The sequence below is a fragment of the Putridiphycobacter roseus genome, assembly GCF_003234935.1.
Taxonomy (GTDB): Bacteria; Bacteroidota; Bacteroidia; order Flavobacteriales_D; family Crocinitomicaceae; genus Putridiphycobacter; species Putridiphycobacter roseus.
This window is the reverse complement of the sequence record NZ_QKSB01000012.1, coordinates 26,290-44,818: the sequence shown is the minus strand read 5'-3', so window position 1 is coordinate 44,818 and position 18,529 is coordinate 26,290. Positions and strand designations below refer to the sequence as shown.

Annotated in this window: 17 protein-coding genes; 12 read left to right on the top strand and 5 right to left on the bottom strand. The window is 34.3% G+C overall.

Features of this window, described 5'->3' with window-relative positions:
* The first annotated feature begins 17 nt into the window (after positions 1-17).
* The 9 genes from DNU06_RS14835 (at position 18) to DNU06_RS14795 (ending at position 8,090) form a co-directional block, all read left to right on the top strand.
* Entirely contained in the window at positions 18-860 is an 843-nt protein-coding gene (locus DNU06_RS14835) for a transketolase (protein WP_111064280.1), read from the top strand.
* Positions 861-903: 43 nt separating this feature from the next.
* Positions 904-2,265, top strand: coding sequence for a vWA domain-containing protein (locus tag DNU06_RS14830; RefSeq protein WP_111064279.1), 1,362 nt, complete (start codon positions 904-906; stop codon positions 2,263-2,265).
* A 25-nt stretch (positions 2,266-2,290) separates the two neighbouring features.
* The gene (locus DNU06_RS14825; protein ID WP_111064321.1) at positions 2,291-3,244 is read left to right on the top strand and encodes a transketolase family protein; all 954 of its coding nucleotides are present in this window, start codon (positions 2,291-2,293) and stop codon (positions 3,242-3,244) included.
* A 33-nt stretch (positions 3,245-3,277) separates the two neighbouring features.
* Positions 3,278-3,817, top strand: coding sequence for an RNA polymerase sigma factor (locus tag DNU06_RS14820; RefSeq protein ID WP_111064278.1), 540 nt, complete (start codon positions 3,278-3,280; stop codon positions 3,815-3,817).
* 33 nt (positions 3,818-3,850) lie between these two features.
* Positions 3,851-4,345 carry a hypothetical protein gene (locus DNU06_RS14815; protein ID WP_111064277.1) on the top strand — a complete coding sequence of 165 codons (495 nt, stop codon included), beginning with the start codon at positions 3,851-3,853 and terminating at the stop codon, positions 4,343-4,345.
* 3 nt (positions 4,346-4,348) lie between these two features.
* The gene (locus DNU06_RS14810; protein ID WP_111064276.1) at positions 4,349-4,804 is read left to right on the top strand and encodes a hypothetical protein; all 456 of its coding nucleotides are present in this window, start codon (positions 4,349-4,351) and stop codon (positions 4,802-4,804) included.
* A gap of 67 nt (positions 4,805-4,871) precedes the next feature.
* Complete coding sequence (locus DNU06_RS14805; RefSeq protein ID WP_111064275.1) at positions 4,872-6,059, top strand: aspartate aminotransferase family protein; 1,188 nt, start codon at positions 4,872-4,874, stop codon at positions 6,057-6,059.
* Between the two features lie 68 nt (positions 6,060-6,127).
* Positions 6,128-7,030 (top strand): T9SS type A sorting domain-containing protein, encoded by a 903-nt coding sequence (locus DNU06_RS14800; protein ID WP_158526912.1) that lies wholly within the window; start codon positions 6,128-6,130, stop codon positions 7,028-7,030.
* 4 nt (positions 7,031-7,034) lie between these two features.
* Positions 7,035-8,090 (top strand): cytochrome-c peroxidase, encoded by a 1,056-nt coding sequence (locus DNU06_RS14795; protein ID WP_146239267.1) that lies wholly within the window; start codon positions 7,035-7,037, stop codon positions 8,088-8,090.
* A gap of 14 nt (positions 8,091-8,104) precedes the next feature.
* Here DNU06_RS14795 and DNU06_RS14790 read toward each other — a convergent pair whose 3' ends face one another.
* A complete protein-coding gene (locus tag DNU06_RS14790) occupies positions 8,105-9,013 on the bottom strand; it encodes a site-specific tyrosine recombinase (RefSeq protein ID WP_111064272.1) in 909 nt (302 codons plus the stop codon).
* Between DNU06_RS14790 and aroQ the strand changes: the two genes are divergently transcribed.
* Positions 9,013-9,450 (top strand): type II 3-dehydroquinate dehydratase, encoded by a 438-nt coding sequence (gene aroQ, locus DNU06_RS14785; RefSeq protein ID WP_111064320.1) that lies wholly within the window; start codon positions 9,013-9,015, stop codon positions 9,448-9,450. The two genes, DNU06_RS14790 and aroQ, sit on opposite strands and share 1 nt — an antisense overlap.
* Positions 9,451-9,460: 10 nt before the next feature.
* The gene (locus DNU06_RS14780) at positions 9,461-10,003 is read left to right on the top strand and encodes a hypothetical protein (RefSeq protein ID WP_111064271.1); all 543 of its coding nucleotides are present in this window, start codon (positions 9,461-9,463) and stop codon (positions 10,001-10,003) included.
* Here DNU06_RS14780 and DNU06_RS14775 read toward each other — a convergent pair.
* The 4 genes from DNU06_RS14775 to secDF all read right to left on the bottom strand — a co-directional run bounded on the left by DNU06_RS14775 (position 10,000) and on the right by secDF (position 15,044).
* A complete protein-coding gene (locus DNU06_RS14775; protein ID WP_111064270.1) occupies positions 10,000-10,614 on the bottom strand; it encodes a hypothetical protein in 615 nt (204 codons plus the stop codon). The two genes, DNU06_RS14780 and DNU06_RS14775, sit on opposite strands and share 4 nt — an antisense overlap.
* Positions 10,614-11,567, bottom strand: coding sequence for a calcium/sodium antiporter (locus DNU06_RS14770; RefSeq protein WP_111064269.1), 954 nt, complete (start codon positions 11,565-11,567; stop codon positions 10,614-10,616). Before DNU06_RS14770 ends, DNU06_RS14775 begins: the two co-directional genes overlap by 1 nt.
* Positions 11,564-11,896, bottom strand: a complete 333-nt coding sequence (locus tag DNU06_RS14765; RefSeq protein ID WP_111064268.1) for a Sec-independent protein translocase subunit TatA/TatB — start codon at positions 11,894-11,896, stop codon at positions 11,564-11,566. Before DNU06_RS14765 ends, DNU06_RS14770 begins: the two co-directional genes overlap by 4 nt.
* A gap of 61 nt (positions 11,897-11,957) precedes the next feature.
* On the bottom strand, positions 11,958-15,044 hold the full coding sequence (secDF, locus tag DNU06_RS14760) for a protein translocase subunit SecDF (RefSeq protein WP_111064267.1): 3,087 nt from the start codon (positions 15,042-15,044) through the stop codon (positions 11,958-11,960).
* Positions 15,045-15,227: 183 nt separating this feature from the next.
* Here secDF and ccsA point away from each other — a divergent pair, with 183 nt between their 5' ends.
* On the top strand, positions 15,228-18,377 hold the full coding sequence (gene ccsA / locus DNU06_RS14755; RefSeq protein WP_158526910.1) for a cytochrome c biogenesis protein CcsA: 3,150 nt from the start codon (positions 15,228-15,230) through the stop codon (positions 18,375-18,377).
* Positions 18,378-18,529 lie beyond the last annotated feature (152 nt).

Below are 18,529 nucleotides of genomic sequence, written 5' to 3'. Positions count from 1 at the left end.
TCAAATAAATAAAGAATATGGAGATCGAAGCATTAAAATCAATCAGTAGTCAAGTAAGAAGAGATATTATTAGAATGGTGACCGCTGTTCAATCAGGTCATCCCGGTGGTTCTTTAGGATGTGCCGACTTTTTGACATGTTTGTTTTTTGATGTGATGAAATTAGATCCAAATGACTTTAAAATGGATGGTGTAGGAGAAGATTTGTTCTTTTTATCTAATGGACATATTTCACCAGTACTATATAGTGTTTTAGCACACAGAGGATATTTCGATAAATCAGAATTAGCGACTTTTAGAAAATTAGGCTCAAGATTACAAGGTCACCCAAGTACAGACAAAGGTTTACCTGGTATTAGAATGGCTTCAGGTTCATTAGGACAAGGTCTTTCTGTTGGACTTGGTGCTGCACAAGCAAAAAAATTAAACGGTGACGATCGTATTATTTATACCCTACATGGTGACGGAGAATTACAAGAAGGTCAGATTTGGGAAGCAGCTATGTATGCTGCTGGTAATAAAGTGGATAATATAATATCTACCATTGATTATAACCACAAACAAATTGATGGAGATATTGATGATGTACTACCTTTAGGAGACTTGAGATTAAAATGGCAAGCTTTTGGATGGGATGTACTTGAAATGGACGGACATAATCATGCTGAGATATTGAGCACTTTAGCAAAAGCTAAGGAAATGACTGGAAACGGTAAACCAATTATGATTATCATGACAACCGCAATGGGGAAAGGAGTCGACTTTATGGAAGGAACACATAAATGGCACGGTTCTCCTCCTTCTCTTGAACAAGAACAAATAGCTTTGGGTCAATTAAAAGAAACTTTAGGCGATTATTAAACATGATATTCTTTTCATTTCCATATTATTTTAAATTTTAATCATGAAAAGAATATTGATCATTTTTTGTTGTGTTTTTTTGACTGTTCACGCTGCAAGTAGTCAGGAAATAACACGCATGTTGTTTATTTTTGATGCCTCTAATTCCATGAATGGTACTTGGGAAGGTTCTACGAAAATAGAAAGAGCAAGAGAAATTTTAAAACAGACCATTACCGACCTAAAAGATATTCCAGATTTAGAATTGGCTTTGCGAGTTTATGGTCACCAATCACCAATTAAACCTGACTATCAGGATTGCAACGATACCAAATTGGAAATTCCGTTTGCAGCAAATAACCATGACGCAATTATTAATTTTATTGAAAATGTGGAGCCAAAAGGGACGACACCAATTGCAAAATCTTTGGAAGCAGCGGCTGGTGATTTTCCAGACCAAACTACAAGAAATGTAATTGTTTTAATCACAGATGGGCTAGAAGCTTGTGATGGTTTTCCTTGTGAAGTTGCTAAGACTTTAAAAGATAAAGGGGTAGATGTAACTCCTTTTGTAGTTGGTTTAGGTATTGATTTAACGTATTTGAATGATTTTAACTGTATCGGTCGCTTTTATGAAGCTTCTACTTTAAAATCATTTGAAAAGGTGATGAAGTCTGTTATTAGTGATGTTATTAACAACACTACGGTTCAGATTGATTTAAATGATATTTCTGCTAATGCTACGGAAACGAATACCACCGTGTTATTTTATGAAGCTGGGACAAAAAAGTTGAAATATACTTTTATGCATACTTTGAATTACCAAATGAATCCAGATACTATTACTATTATAGATCCTGAATTAAAATATGATGTAGTAGCGCATACACTTCCGAAAGTGACTTTGAAAAATGTGAGTATCCTTAAAGGTAGACATAACCATATTGACTTAAATACGCCTCAAGGTTTACTAAAAGTGAGGATCAATGGGAAAAGTACAAAAAGTAACGCAGAGGTAATTGTGCGACATACAAAATCGCCCAACACCTTAAATGTCCAAAAAATAAATGAATCACAAAAATATCTGGTGGGAACTTATGATCTAGAAATATTAACTTTACCTAGAATCCTAAAGAAGAATGTTAACATTACCCAAAGTAATTATAAATATATCGATATTCCTGGAGCAGGTAGACTATGGATTCAATCATACAAACCTATTGTAGGACAGATATTTTTAAGGTTAGAAAGTGGGGAATTAGAATGGGTCTGTGACTTACCAGCGGAAGAGAACCAAGGATCTTTTCATTTACAACCAGGGGAATACCAAATTGTTTACCGATTAAAATCAGCAACATCAACAGATTATACTTTATACAAAAACTTTCAGATAATTGCTGGAGACAATATTAGTTTAAAATTATAAATACCAAGAAAATTAAAAAATGGCTATGGAAAATATAGAAATAATTGATCAAAAAGACACGCGTTCAGGGTTTGGAGCAGGACTAGCAGAATTAGGAGATACAAATCCAAATGTGGTAGGTTTATGTGCCGATTTAATTGGTTCTTTAAAAATGGACGCCTTTAAGGCCGCTCATCCAAAACGTTTTTTTCAAACAGGAATTGCAGAAGCCAATATGATTGGTATGGCTGCAGGTTTGACTATTGGCGGGAAAATTCCTTTTACGGGAACTTTTGCTAATTTTTCTACTGGTAGGGTTTATGATCAAATTAGACAATCTGTAGCTTATTCTAATAAAAACGTTAAAATTTGTGCTTCACATGCCGGATTAACATTAGGAGAAGATGGGGCTACGCACCAAATATTGGAAGATATAGGATTGATGAAAATGTTACCAAATATGGTAGTGATTTCTCCTTGTGACTATAACCAAACAAAAGCGGCAACCATAGCAATTGCGGATTATGTTGGACCAGTTTATTTGAGATTCGGTAGACCAAAAGTACCAAATTTTACAGCGCCTGATCAAAAATTTGTGATCGGAAAGGCAGATATGTTAAGTGAAGGGACTGATGTAAGTATTTTTGCTACAGGTCATTTAGTGTGGAAAGCAATTGAAGCAGGAAGAGCTTTAGTAGAAAAAGGAATATCAGCTGAAATAATAAATGTACATACGATTAAACCTTTAGACGAAAAGGCAGTCTTAGATTCAGTTAGAAAAACTAAATGTGTAGTAACGGCTGAAGAGCATATGATGAATGGAGGATTAGGAGATTCAATTGCACAATTATTGGCAAGAAAATTACCTACACCACTTGAAATGGTAGCCGTTAATGATACTTTTGGACAAAGTGGAAAAGGGGAAGAGTTATTGACTAAGTACAATATCAATACACCTAATATTATTGCAGCAGCCGAGAAAGTAATCGCAAGAAAGTAATTAGTTACTGTATATTTTTGTACAAATTAAAGCATGCAGAAAATAGCTGATAAGGATTTATTGGATCAATTTAAAGTCAACCCACAAGTAGGCTTTAAATTGATTGTAAATGCTTTTCAAGAACGCGTATATTGGCAAATAAGAAGAATGACCAGGAATCATGAGCATGCAGAAGATATTATGCAAAATGTATTCATCAAGGCCTGGAAAGCGCTCCCAAATTTTAAAGCCGAATCGGCAATATATTCCTGGTTGTATAGAATTGCCTATAACGAAACCATTACTTTTCTAAATAAAGAAAATAAAAACCCTACCCTTACTTTAGATGATAGCATTATTGAAAGTGGGGCCAATGTAAATGGCAAAGATTTTTCTAGTGAGGAAATTTCTGAAATTTTAATGAATGCCATTGCAACACTACCCGAGAAGCAAGCACAAATTTTTCAATTAAAGTATTTTGAAGACTTGAAGTATCAAGAAATATCAGACCTATTAGGTACATCAGTCGGTGGATTAAAAGCCAGTTACCACATTGCCGTAAAAAAAATTGAAACCTTTATACAAGCACTTTAAACCTTTTGTAATAATTTAGGTCATAAGCATAACATGGAACCAAAAAAAGAAATATTAAATCAATTAAAGAAAGCGGCAAAACCAAAGTTGCCTGAAAATTTCTTTGAACAATTTAATGAAGACTTGATGGGAAATATTGAGTCAGAAAATAAATTATTTAGCCTGTCTGATTTGCAAAAAAACGAAAAACCTACAGTACCAACTGCATTTTTTGAAACGTTTGCCGAAAGTATAAGTGCTGAAGTAAAACCTAAATCAAAAATCAAGCATTTATTTGCTTATATCTCTCTAGCAGCAGCAGTAATTATTATATTATTTAGCTTACCCTTAATGACCAATAATAATTCAAGTGAACAATTGGCAGAAACTTATACCGCACAAGAAGAAGTATTATTATCTTACGTTTCAGAGAATGATTTGATTGATTTTTATACGGAACCATCTGAAATCACCAACGAAAACGTCCTAGAAGAAGTCTTACTAGACGATATGGATTTTGATGTATACGATTACTATTTAGAACAATAAGTTATGAAAACAAAAATATTATTTTTATTACTCATCTTGAGTTTTGGCACAGCTACATTCGCACAAAAAGGGCATATAGACCGTGAACAAATTGAAAAAGAAAAAAAAGCTTTTATTACAAAAGCAATGACCTTAACAGCGAGTGAAGCCAAGGTCTTTTGGTCGAAATATGAAGCTTATGAAAGTGAAAAGCGCAATTTACACCGAGAAGCTCGTAAAATTAAATACGCATTAAAAAGTCAAGATGTATTGTCGGAAGATGAAGCATATGATTTAATTGAGAAAATGCTTAAACTAGAAGAAAAGTCGGCTAAAATGGAGTTGCGTTACTTAAGTGAGTTTGCCAGTGTTGTCGGTAAGGACAAAGCGGTAAAGTTTTTTAAAGCACAAGATGACTTTAAACGAGAAATTTTCAAAAAATTAAAGAATCTTCCTCCGCCACCACCAAAAACAGATTGATTCAAAATTTGCTTTTAGGTCATGTATTATAGTTTAAAACCATAAATTTGTAACTATAAAATTGAACATGACGAATAGAGATACATTTTTAAATTTGCAAGCCCAAACAAGTCAATCTCCATACTTAATTGAGGTTGATAAAGCGGAAGGTATTTATATTTGGGACAAGGCAGGAAAGCGTTATTACGATATGATTGCCGGTGTAGCGGTCAACAATATTGGGCATAGACATCCTGCTGTCATTGCGGCTATTCAAGCGCAAATTGATAAGCATTTGCACGTGATGGTATACGGCGAATATGTACAAGATAGTCAAGTGGCCTTAGCTAATAATTTAGCATCCATATTACCCCATTCACTCAGCTGCTCTTATATCGTTAACTCTGGAACGGAAGCCATTGAAGCGGCGTTGAAATTAGCGAAACGAGTAACAGGACGACATCATTTGGTCGGCTGTAATAAATCTTATCATGGCAGTACGCATGGTTCCATGAGTATTTCGGGAAATGAAGTAAAAAAGGCAAAGTTTCGTCCATTGCTTCCAGCAATCAATTTTATAGATTTTAACGATATCGATTCTCTTCATTGGATCACGGAAAAAACAGCTGGTGTTTTAATTGAACCAGTTCAGGGAGATGCAGGAATGCGCGTGCCTGATCCAAATTTTTTAAAAGCATTGCGTGCTAAATGTGATGAAGTAGGCGCTTTGTTAATTTTTGATGAAGTGCAAGTTGGTTTGGGTAGAGTAGGAAGCATGTTTGCTTTTGAACAATATGATGTCATACCAGATGTGTTAGTCTTAGGTAAAGCATTGGGAGGTGGCATGCCAATTGGCGCTATGCTTTCTTCTTATGAAAACATGCACGAATTGACTTATGATCCCATGTTGGGACACATTACTACTTTTGGTGGACACCCAGTGGTTTGTGCCGCTGCAAATGCTTGTATAGATGTCTTAAAGTCTGAACCTTGGATGGAAGAAGTGGAAGCAAAAGGAGAATTATTGGAGACGATTGTCAATGCGCATCCAGATGTAATAGAAATAAGGAGAAAAGGTTTGTTTTTTGCCATTGAAATGGGCTCATTTGATCGTGTAAAAGCGGTGGTAGATAAATGTCTTGAAAAAGGTTTGATTGGCTTTTGGTTCCTTTCATGTCCAACAGCCTTTAGGTTATCGCCACCCATATCCATCACAAAGGAAGAAATGGAAGCTGCTGCCAATATTATTTTAAGAGCGATTGAAGAAACAGCCTGATTTATATTTAGATACTACCAAACCAATTCGCTTCGACTCACGTATTAATGGTTGAACCTAACATTAGTATGATGAAATATTTATCGATTGTCTTTTTATTTATATCCGTACAAACTTATAGTCAAAACTATCTTGAGCTATTTTTTGATGGTGCCGATACTACAGATTATTCCATGGTCATTGAACTGGACACTGCAGCTGAAAATATATGGCAAATTGGTCAGCCTCAAAAATCGGTATTTAATGCAGCTTTTACATTGCCAAATGCATTGGTTACGGATACCGTATTGACCTACCCAGTTTTGAATACTTCTATTTTTCAATACGGTGTACAAGCATTTTATAATTTCGGTATTACTGCCATTCAATGGACTCAAAAATTAGATATTGATTCAGGTGATATCGCCTTAATTGAATATTCAATAGACACAGGACATACTTGGGTGAGCGTATTTGACAATCCATATACTTACAACTTTTATGGATATGAATCCATTAATGTAGATACACTTCAAAATGGTGATATTGGATTTTCAGGTACCGATACAAATTGGAGAGACATTTGGTTGTGCTTTGATTTTTCTTGGATGAGTATGCAAGATTCCATTATTTTACGTCATGTATTTAAATCTGATTCTATCGCCTCTCAAAATGATGGATGGATGATTGATAATATGTTACAACATCAAACATTTTTTCATACCATAGGTGAAACTCCTCAAGAAACTTACTTGGAAGTATTTCCTAACCCCACTAGCAATCGCGTAAATATATCAGTAAAAAAGACGAATACATTTCATATCATTGAAGAATTAACGGTGCTGGATGCAGCTGGTAGGGTCTTAGAAAAACATGTTGAAGTTCCGACTAAATTTTTTGTGGACCTGGCAGATTATCCAGCTGGGATTTATTACATTAAAGTGAAGACCAATTTACAAACTGAAACGAAAAAAATAATTGTTACACGATAGGCCAGTGAAAAAATCTTTCTTTTTTTTACTATTATTAAGTGGACTAATGTATAGTATTTCACATTATCCAAGTCCTGAGTCATATATATTTCCCGTTTTAAGTGCTTTCCCCAAAATGCCAGTAAACACTTTGAATCCAGTAAGTAAAGCAGGAGTGGAGCTGGGAAGGTATTTGTTTTACGACCCAATTTTAAGTAAAGACAGTAGCCTGTCCTGCAGTGCTTGTCATCAACAGGAATTTGCTTTTTCAGATGGGAGAATCCGATTTAGTGAAGGGGTAAATGGAGGACAATTAATTAGAAATACTCCAGCCATTTTTAATTTGGCATGGAATGAACAATTATTTTGGGATGGAAAAGCGAATAATGTAGAAGGGCAAGTTTTTTTTCCTGTCCGCGATCACATGGAAATGGATTTAGATTGGCAACTGGCTAGCCAGCGAATTAGTGCTTCTATATTTTATCAAAACTTGTTTCAAGCTGCCTTTCCAGAAAAAGCGATTGATAGTTTAACGATTGCCTATGCTATTGCCCAGTTTGAGCGAACGATTATCTCCTATAATTCCCGTCTTGACAAAGCTTTGAGAAGAGAAGTGTTTTTAACAAAAGATGAGCTAAAAGGCATGGAGCTAATGAACGACCAAAGTAAAGGGAACTGCTTGCATTGTCATCCTACTGATGCACATTTTGTTGGGACCACAGGACAATTTTCGAATAATGGATTAGATACTTTTAGTCTTTTTACCACTTTAAAAGATGAAGGAAGAATAGGGGTGACAAAAAAGAAAAAAGATTACGGATTGTTTAAAATTCCCAGCCTAAGAAATGTTGCTTTAACAGCCCCATATATGCATGATGGTCGGTTTGAAACCCTTGAGGAAGTGCTCGATTTTTATACCAGTGGTGTTCAAAAAAGTGCAACCATAGATCCCAAGATGCATTTTGGAAACCCTAATGGCGTAAATTTAACAGCTTTAGAAAAAGCGCAAATTATCACTTTTTTAAAGGCATTAACCGATTCAGTTTTGATTGAAGATAAAGCTTTTTCTAATCCTTTTTAGATTGTCGGAATTGGTTATTTATTATTCCTTGGGTGAAAAGAAATAATGGCTTCTCTCAGGTAGTCATTATTCAAGTGGGTGTATATTTCTGTCGTACTTATTGATTCATGTCCCAACATGTCTTGTACAGCTCTTAAATTGGCCCCTCCTTCCACTAAATGGGTGGCAAAAGAATGACGGAAAGTATGTGGACTGATGGTTTTGTTGAGTTGTATTTCATTCGCCAGGTCTTTTACAATGGTAAAAATCATGACACGGGTCAATTGTTTTCCCCTTCTGTTTAAAAAAACAAAGTCCTCATGTCCCGGTTTAATTTCCATATGGTTCCTTACGTGCTGGGTATACCAATTGATTTCTTTTTCCACTTGTGGGTTAACGGGTACCAATCGCTCTTTGTTTCCTTTTCCGATTACCCGCATAAAACCTTCTTCAAAATAAATATTGGTCAATTGCAGGTTTACTAATTCGCTAACCCTTAAACCACAGCTGTACAAAGTTTCAATAATGGCTTTATTCCTATGTCCTTCCGGCTTAGAAAGGTCCACAGCACCCTTGAGGGCATCAATTTCTTCAATGGTTAAGACTTCGGGCAATTTCCGTCCCAGTCGCGGTAATTCTAATAAATCAGTTGGATCGTCTATGATTTCATCTTCGATAATCAAGTAGGAATAGAAATTTCTAATTCCTGAGATTATTCTTGCTTGTGATCGGGCTGAAATACCCATTTCGGCTATCCATTTCACCAGCTTTTGCAAGTCTTTTAATTCAACAGCGACTGGATTTCGGATTAAGTTGACACTAAAGAAATCCGACAATTTATCAAAGTCACGCATATAGGCATCTACACTATTTATTGATAAACTTTTTTCAATTTTTAAATAGTTTTGATAATCCTTTCTATATTTATCCCAAGATGAATTCACTGCAAATATTAGTATTAAATGGTCCGAATTTAAATTTACTCGGAAAAAGGGAGCCAAGTGTGTATGGGGCTAAAAGTTTTGAAGATTTTTATGTGGAGCTAGGGGAAAAATTTCCAGCTATACAATTGAATTACTTACAAAGTAATTTAGAAGGCGACTTGGTGACGAGTATTCAAAATTTGGCCAATAAGTTTGATGGAATTGTTTTAAACGCTGGCGGCTATACACATACCTCCGTAGCCATTAGAGATGCTATTTCAGCTACTAATATTCCTGTAATAGAAGTACACATTTCAAATGTGACCAATAGAGAATCTTTCAGACATCAATCGTACATTACACCTGTTTGTGCAGGATTAATTATGGGCTTTGGCTTAGAAAGTTATACCTTAGGCGTGCAGGCATTGTGCCAATTGATTCAAAATAAACAACAGTAAAATTAAATCTATGAAAGTATTGCTCATTTTATCGCTAGTGCTCGGTGTATTTGCTTGTCAAAAATCAAATCAACATGTATTTTACGAAGTTGTATTAGAAACTGGCAATTTGAAACCAGATGACATTTTATTAAAACCCTTATATGCCAAAGAGGAAAGCCAATGTGGGGCCTTATTTTTGAATAAGGATACTTTGCGGGTTTACAATAATTTCGACACCAATCAAGTATTCATCAACCTAAAATACAAGTATGTAAAATTGGACTCCGGTTTGTATGACGTGTACACCTTTGAAGATGTATACATCCAAAAGAATGAAAGTTATATTTTGAATTCCGAATTAAGGAAAGATAATGCTGTATTGGCTTTTAAAAATAATAAAGTTAAAGTATTGGACAAGGCAATTAATATCGTGGAACGAGATTCAGGCCGTATCTCTTACTTGAAAACAAGTAAAGATGTGAATGGCTTAGAATTTACCGAAATTTACACCGTTAGAAAGTATATAATTAATAAAGTGATTTACGAGAAAGTAAGTTATCCTTGTGACTAAATTTCAAATCCTTCTTCAATTGAAATTACCTGTTTTTGAGCGTTTTCATTTTCGTCGTATTCAGACTGGTCGTGGGATTGTAAGATGATGATGTAAACGATATCTGCAATCAATCCGATAAAAGCGTAGAACATCATGGCAAAAATCATGAGGCTGTTATTACCCGAGAAAATGAGAAATAGGGACAGCACATTGATCAGTATAGCAATAATCAATGTAATTTTTGCGAATTGATAATTGGCAATTTTTTTAGTCAATAATTTAGTCCCAGCAATAATGTAAATAACGTTGACCAGTAGCATGATTAAAGAAAATACCATGATGTATTGAATGATGTGTGGTTCAATTTTAAAGATGGTATTGTTCACCGCTTCCAATGAATTTTCGAAGGATTCAAAGTTTTCATTAAATGTTGGATTTAATCGCAGACTGTCGTTGTTTTGAATCTGATCTTTTGTTATTCTGCTGAAATTTCCAATAAATTCTTGTTGCACATTCAAAATCATTGGGAATACAATCCTGTACAATTGATAGAAGGCACCTAAGCTGCCCATAATAATCATTAGTATTCCGACGGTTTTACCCCAACCTGGTACTTTTTTTATGCTCATTATTTTACATGGATAAGTATAATGGTAATGTAAGCAACATAGGTACCAAATAACATCACCCCTTTTATTCTACCCAGTTTTTTACCAATTAACATCAAAGGTAAAAGAGCGGCAGCAATGCAAAGCATCCAAATCATATCATTATTTAACACGACACTTTCCACCGGAATAGGTTTTACAATAGCTGTTAAGCCTATTACGGCCATGATATTAAACAGATTAGAACCTATTAAATTACCTATAGATATATCCGTTTCCTTTCTAAAAGCAGCTACTGCGGAGGTAACCAATTCTGGAACCGAAGTGCCAAAGGCAACAACAGTTACCCCAATAACTGTTTGACTCATACCTAAATTTTGGGCAATATCAATAGCGCCACTGACCAACCATTTTGCGCCGAAAAATAATCCAACTAATCCTAATAGAACATAAAAGAATGCTAAATAAGTATTCATTACCGGTATTTCATCTTCTATAGGTGTTGTAAGAGCGGCTTTCTCTTTTTTAGTCGTCTTCCTTGAATTAGTAATCAACAGTACTGTAAACACTACTAAAATACCAAACAATATAATACCTTCCCAAGTTTCAATTACCAAATCATAGGCAAATAAGTAAAATAGGATAGAGGCCCCCATCATCATAGGCCAATCTATAATTTTTGAATTTCGATCGACGATAATGGGAAATATTAAAACAGTTATACCAAGTACAAGGGCAATGTTAGCAATATTAGAACCTACCACATTAGCGATAGCAATTTCGGGGTTACCACTTAAAGCGGCGTTTAGACTGACGATTAATTCAGGAGCGGAAGTACCAAATGAGATTACGGTCATACCAATTACCAAAGAAGAGATGTGTGCTTTTTTCGCAATACCAACCGCACCTTTTACTAAAAACTCGCCACCAATAATTAACGTGATAAGCCCAAGTATTAAAATTAAATAGCTCATTCCGTATCTATTTTAGGGTTATTTTCTTTCGTCTTAGGCTCCGCCATGATAGCTTCTTCAATCCCTTTCATGGGGTCTTTAATCCCTTTCATTGGATCTTGAATATCTTTGAAGTGATTATTTAAATTTAAATCTCTTTTCATTTCAGTAGCGGACCTTGTGATGTCTCGTTTAATTTCATCTGATGCGTTTCTAATTTCGCGCATCCCTTTTCCTAAAGTTTTGGCGATAGAAGGAATATTTTTAGCACCAAATAATATCAGTACTACAAACATGACAAAAACTAATTCTCCAGTTCCAAAATCGTTTAAAAATAAAATTACTTGCATAGTCTAAAACAAAAAAGCCTTCCAAAGTTAAGGAAGGCTTTTTAAATTATATCAATTTCAATTAAATTTTTTCTTCTTTTTCTTTTTCCAAATCAATTACTGCAGGTGTTGCAATAAATAGAGAAGAGTAAGTACCTACAACCACACCAATCATTAAGGCGAAGGTAAATCCTTTAATAGATTCTCCACCGAATAAGAAGATGATTAATAATACGATAAAGGTAGATACAGAAGTATTAATAGTTCTACTCATGGTAGAGTTTAATGCGTTATTAATGATTTCTTTGTTGTCTTTTTTACGAGATGTCGCTAAAAATTCTCTAATTCTATCAAACACAACCACGGTATCATTTATAGAATAACCAACTACGGTTAATATGGCTGCAATAAATGCTTGGTCAATTTCCATGGAGAATCCAAATACACCCCAGAAAATAGAAAACAAACCTAACACTACTAAAACATCATGTGCCATAGCTACTAATGCACCTAAACCATATTGCCATTTTCTAAACCTGAATACAATGTATAAGAAAATGATGATTAAGGAGAATAAGATGGCGTAGAATGAACTAGATCTTAAATCACTAGAAATAGTTGGTGCAATCATTTTACTTTCCGGAATATCATAAGCTCCTAAAGAAGCTAATCCTTCATTTAATTTTGTTTCAACTTTGTCACTAGCTTCTTGACTTGCATCAGTAATTAAGTATTTAGTGGTAATAGAAACGGTGTAATCATCATCAACTGCTTTTACCGTTGGAACTGATCCAAATGCTTTTTCAAGGTTTTCTTTTATTAATTTATTGTTGGCAACTTGGTCGTGGAATTCAACTTTATAAGTTCTACCACCTGTAAAGTCAACCCCTAAATCTAACCCTTTAGTAAATAAAGAACCTAAACCAATTAGGATAACAATACCTGAAATAATATAAAATTTCTTTCTGTTTTTAACAAATTGAAAGTTGGTGTTTTGGAACCAGTTTTTTGTAAATGAAGTCGTAAATTTAAAGTCCATGTTTTTAGACATGGCATAGATGAACAATAATCTAGAAATAACAACTGCTGCAAAGAAGGAAGTAAAGATACCCATGATTAAAGTAGTAGCAAATCCTCTAATTGGACCTGAACCAAATACGGCCAATACAATTGCAGTTAATAAAGTAGTAATATTGGCATCTAATATAGCAGCCATTGCTTTTTGGAATCCTTCTTGGATGGCCACTTTTAAGCCTTTTCCAAATCTCATTTCCTCTCTAATTCTTTCAAAAATAAGCACGTTCGCATCCACTGACATACCAATGGTTAAGACAATACCTGCAATACCAGGTAAAGTTAAGATTGCTTTGAAGGAAACTAACATTCCTAACAATAAGAACAAGTTAAAAATCATGGCAATATCTGCAATTACACCGGCTTTACCGTAATAGAATACCATGTAAATCAAAACAATTAAGATGGCGAATAAGAAAGAGTACAATCCTTTTTGAATGTTTTCAGCTCCCAATGTTGGTCCTACTGAAGTTTCATTCACAATTTTAGCAGGAGCAGGTAAAGAACCAGCATTTAATAAACCAGCTAAATCTTTTCCTTCCGCAACCGTAAAGCTACCAGAAATACTTGCTCTACCAGTCGACATTTTTTCTTGTACTACAGGAGCAGAATATACAAAATCATCCATGGTAATGGCTACAGAACGTCCAACGTTCGCTCCAGTTAAATCTTCCCATTTTTGACTACCACTTGGCGTCATGTTCATTCTAACATCTACTTTACCAAACTCAGTTCCAATATCAGCTCTTTCAATATCTTCTCCAGATACTGGCGCTCCAATAGTAGGTACTTTAATAGCATATAAATAAATAACACCCGTTTCTTGACCGTCATTCATTACCTCTTTAGCACCCCACATGAATTTTAAATCTGCTGGAAATTCGTTTTTAAAAGTAGGATGGTTTATTCGAGAGTTAATTAAACCTGTATCTTTTACTAATGCTTGACCAATTACTGGTCCTTCTTGGTAACCAATTGGTGTTCCAGCTTCATCAAATTGAAATGCCAAATAAACCAAAGAAGTGATAGGCGCTAATTTTTGTCTTTCGTCTAAAGATAAAGAATCCGTTGGTGTTTCAGCAACATCTGCTAAATCAGGAGTAGCAGTAGTATCTACACCTGCTAAGTCTAAATCTAAATCTGTTGCATTTTCTACTGTTTCAGTAACAGCATCTAGTAATGTAGTATCTGTATCTAAGTTTAAACTATCTTCTACTGGTAAAATATCACCATATAAAGCTCTACTTAATTTTCCTTCCGCATCTATTAAGGTATTCGCAATACCGTCTGTTACGTTATCGTATACTTCAAAAAACTCTAGGTTGGCAGATGCTTGTAATCTTTTACGAATGTATTCTCTGTTTGTAGCACCTGGTAGTTCCACAAAAATTCTATTTGCACCAGCTTGTTTTTGAATCGTTGGTTGGTTGATCCCAATTTGGTTAATTCTTTTAATGATGATAGTCTCTACACCTTCTAATGCCGAACTCGCTTTATTTCTTAAAAAAGAAACAACTTCGTCATTGGAAGCGTTGGAAGGAACTTCATCCGTATTATATCGGTGAAATAATTTAGCTAATTTTCCATCAGGAGAATTCTTTTCGTAAGCGGATTGAAAGTTTGAGATAAAATCACCGTCCCCTTCATTCGTCGTAGCCATTGCGCTATTGTATGCCGAAGTAAATTCTTCTTTTTGGGTATTGCCCGCTAAGTTTTGGATTAATTCAGGTACGGAAATTTCAAGTGTTAAACTCATCCCACCTCTTAAATCTAAACCAAGATTTAATTCTTTTTCCTTACATTCCTTATAAGTATAGTTCATAAAGTGAACTTCCTCATTGTTCATGGAACTAATGTATGCGTCTTTGTAATAAGCGAAAATTTTATCTACATCTTTTGGATTCGATAAATCCAAAGTATCACCTATGCCAGTAAATTTTGTTTGTCCAGTGGCTTGAATTGAATCTAATGCCTCTTGTGCTTGCGTAACTGCACGTTTCTCAACTTTTCTGGCAGCAGTGGTGAACGATAATTGATAGATAGTAGCTATTACTAGAGCTATGGTAATCGTCCAAAAGAATCCTTTATTTCTCATTTTAATTAGTTAATTATACACTTAGTGTTTTTCAAAGCCTGCAAATATAAAATTTCAAACGTAAATAACCAATACTATTTGATAATCTATTTCATAAAATTTATTTTTTGATTTTAAAATTATCCCTAATTTCAGATTGATTTCATAAATAAGGGTTAAATTTGCACCGAAATTATGCCTATCATGAATAGATTTATCGCCTTCTTTTTTTCCATGAAATTTATGTCACTTTTGGTGCTAACTTTTTTTTTAGCAATAGCAATAGCCACAGGTGTTGAGACATATTATGATACCACTACCGCTAAGTACTTTATTTACAATGCAAAATGGTTTGAGTGGATGTTCTTTTTCTTGTTCATTAATTTGGTATATAATATCTACCGTTATAAAATGTTTCGGATAGAAAAAATAGGCTCATTAATTTTTCATGTATCGTTTTTAATTATCGTAGTTGGTGCTTTCGTTACTAGGAATGTTTCTTTTGAAGGAATAATGAATATTAAAGAAGGGAAAGCCTCTAATACTTTATTGACAACGAATACCTATTTTCAAGTCCATGTCGACGATCAAATTAACCAATATGAACCTTCTTTTGAAATATTGTTTTCGGACAAATTAAATCAAGCTAAAGCAGATTTTAACCAAAAATTATCCGGGGTTGGTCTGGGTGGTTTAATGGAAGATCATGTGTCTTTGAATATGGATTTTCATTTTCCAGATGCTTCTCGACCAATCTCTATTCGATACCATGATTTTTTACCAAAATATTATGAAGTAGATACTTTAGAGTCGGTGGAAAATGGAGATGATTTTTTACATATTGTTACTGTTGGACAAGGCGGAAGAAAAAATAATTATCTAGGAGATGGTTACGATATTCAAGAGAAAGGAATTATAGTAACAACGGATACCACTTTATTAGGTGCAATTAGGATTTTTAAAACGGACTCTTTAGATTATGTCTTTTCTCCTTTTGATTTGAATTATTTACAAATGCGTGACCAAAGTTCTGGTGTGATTCCAAGGGATACTTTGGTGCCATTCTATCCCATGAGATTATATGAATTGAACGGGGTTCAATTTGTATATAAACAAAAACTTAAAAATCAGAAAATGGTTAAAAAAGGTGAGCTAAATCACCCTGAAGGTCACCACACTATTCAATTAGAAGTAAAGGAAGGTGGAACCTCTAAAATTGTAAATATTTCAGGAGAAACTGGGAATTATCCAGAATTTAATGAATTTTCCATGAATGGCCTTAACTATAGAATTTGTTTAGGTGCGAAATACCTTACCGTACCATTTTTTATCCACTTAAAAGATTTTCAATTGGAAAAGTATCCAGGCACTGAAAATCCATCTTCTTATGCGAGTGAAGTGACATTAATAGATACCATTAAAAATAAAAAATTCGACCATAGAATTTTTATGAATCATGTATTAGATTATGAAGGGTATCGCTTTTTTCAATCGAGTTATGATCCAGATGAATCAGGAACTATCTTATCTGTTAATCACGATTGGTGGGGTACAATGATTACTTACATTGGTTATGTTTTGATGGGCTTAGGTATGTTTTTAGCTGTATTTACCAAAGGTAGTCGTTTTAGGTTCTTAATGAATAAAGCCAAAGATGTGAGACAAAAAAGAGAAAAATTATTGAAGGTTTTAATTTTAGTATTTGGTTTAATTCCTTTTACAAGTCATGCTGTTGAAACATACACACCAATTGATCAAACGCAAGCCGATAAATTTGGTAAGCTGATCATACAGGATTTTGGTGGTCGATTTATGCCAGTCAATACCATGGCTGATATGATTTTAAGAAAGGTATACCGTGGTGTAAAATATGATGGAATGAATGCTAATCAAGTATTTGTAGGATTGCATGTGAATTTTGCACATTGGTTTAATGCGCCTTTTATTTATGTGTCAGGAGATTCCACCAAAAAGATATTGGGTATTGAAGGTAAATATGCTAGTATGCAAGACTTTTATGTAGATAATTCTGCGTATAAGTTGACGGAGTTTGTGAAAAATGCACAAACCAAGTCGCCTAGTAAACGAAATGTATTTGATAAAAACTTTATTAAAACAGATGAACGTTTTAATATTATTAGAGGGGTAGTAATGGGGTATTATTTAAGAATATTTCCAATGAAAAACGATCCAACCAATACTTGGTACGCGCCTGCTGATAATTTAACGAAATTAACAGGAGAAGACAGTACGTTTGTAAGTGGCATTATGAATATGTATATTTATGAGGCAAATGCTGCCCAAGAGACTGGTGATTGGTCAGCAACGGACAAGGTTCTAAATTTAATTGACACCTATCAGAGAGGTGCTGGGAATCCCGATTTATTACCGAGTAAATCAAAAATTGATTGGGAAATATTTTATACCAAATCAAATGTATTTGAAAGATTAAATAATTTGTATTTATCGCTTGGATTAATATTGTTGGTTGCGCAGTTTGTCAATTTATTCCGTCCGAAAATTAAAGTGGGTATTTTTAATAAGGTGGCTACCATATTATTTATTTTATTAGCCCTTGCACATGCGTTTACCCTAGGCTTACGTTGGTACTTGTCGGGACATGCTCCTTGGAGTAATGGTTACGAAGCTATTGTGTTTATTTCTTTTATTACAGTTGTAGCTGGTCTTTTGTTTTCAAAAAACTCAAAAATTGTATTGGGCGCTACTGGTATTTTAGCTTGGCTAATGTTGTTTGTAGCACATTTGAATAATATGGATCCACAAATTTCTAATTTAGTGCCTGTATTAAAGTCTTATTGGTTAATGATTCATGTCGCAATCATTACTGGCTCTTATGGGTTTTTAGGGCTTTCAGCAATTTTGGGAATCATCAATTTAAACATGGATATTTTCAAAACTAAGAAATCACTTAAAAGAATGAACTTAACCAGTAAAGAACTGCGCTACATTAGTGAAATGGTAATGACAGTTGGTTTGTTTATGTTAACCATAGGAACTTTCTTAGGAGGTGTTTGGGCAAATGAATCATGGGGACGTTATTGGGGTTGGGATGCAAAAGAAACATGGGCATTAGCTTCTGTGCTGGTATACACAATTATTTTACACTTCCGTTTTATCCCAGGTTTAAAATCCGATTTTGTTTTTAATGTGGCTTCCATGGTTGGTTATAGTTCCATAATCATGACTTTTTATGGCGTAAACTTTTATTTAAGTGGACTGCACTCTTATGCTACTGGTGATCCTGTTCCAATTCCATCTTGGGTGCCAATAACTGCAATTGGATTTGTGCTTATTTCTGTACTTGCTTATTTTCGAAAAAAACGTTTTAGCTAATTATAGTTTTACCGAAGTTTTTATCGATTTTGTAAGCGGTGTATAGTAGGATAGAAAAAAATAAGCGTCTATTTTTTATAGCATAAATCGGTATGGTTATTATTTTAATAGAAGTGGATTTGTTTTTTTAGCCAATTTCCATACGAAAAGTT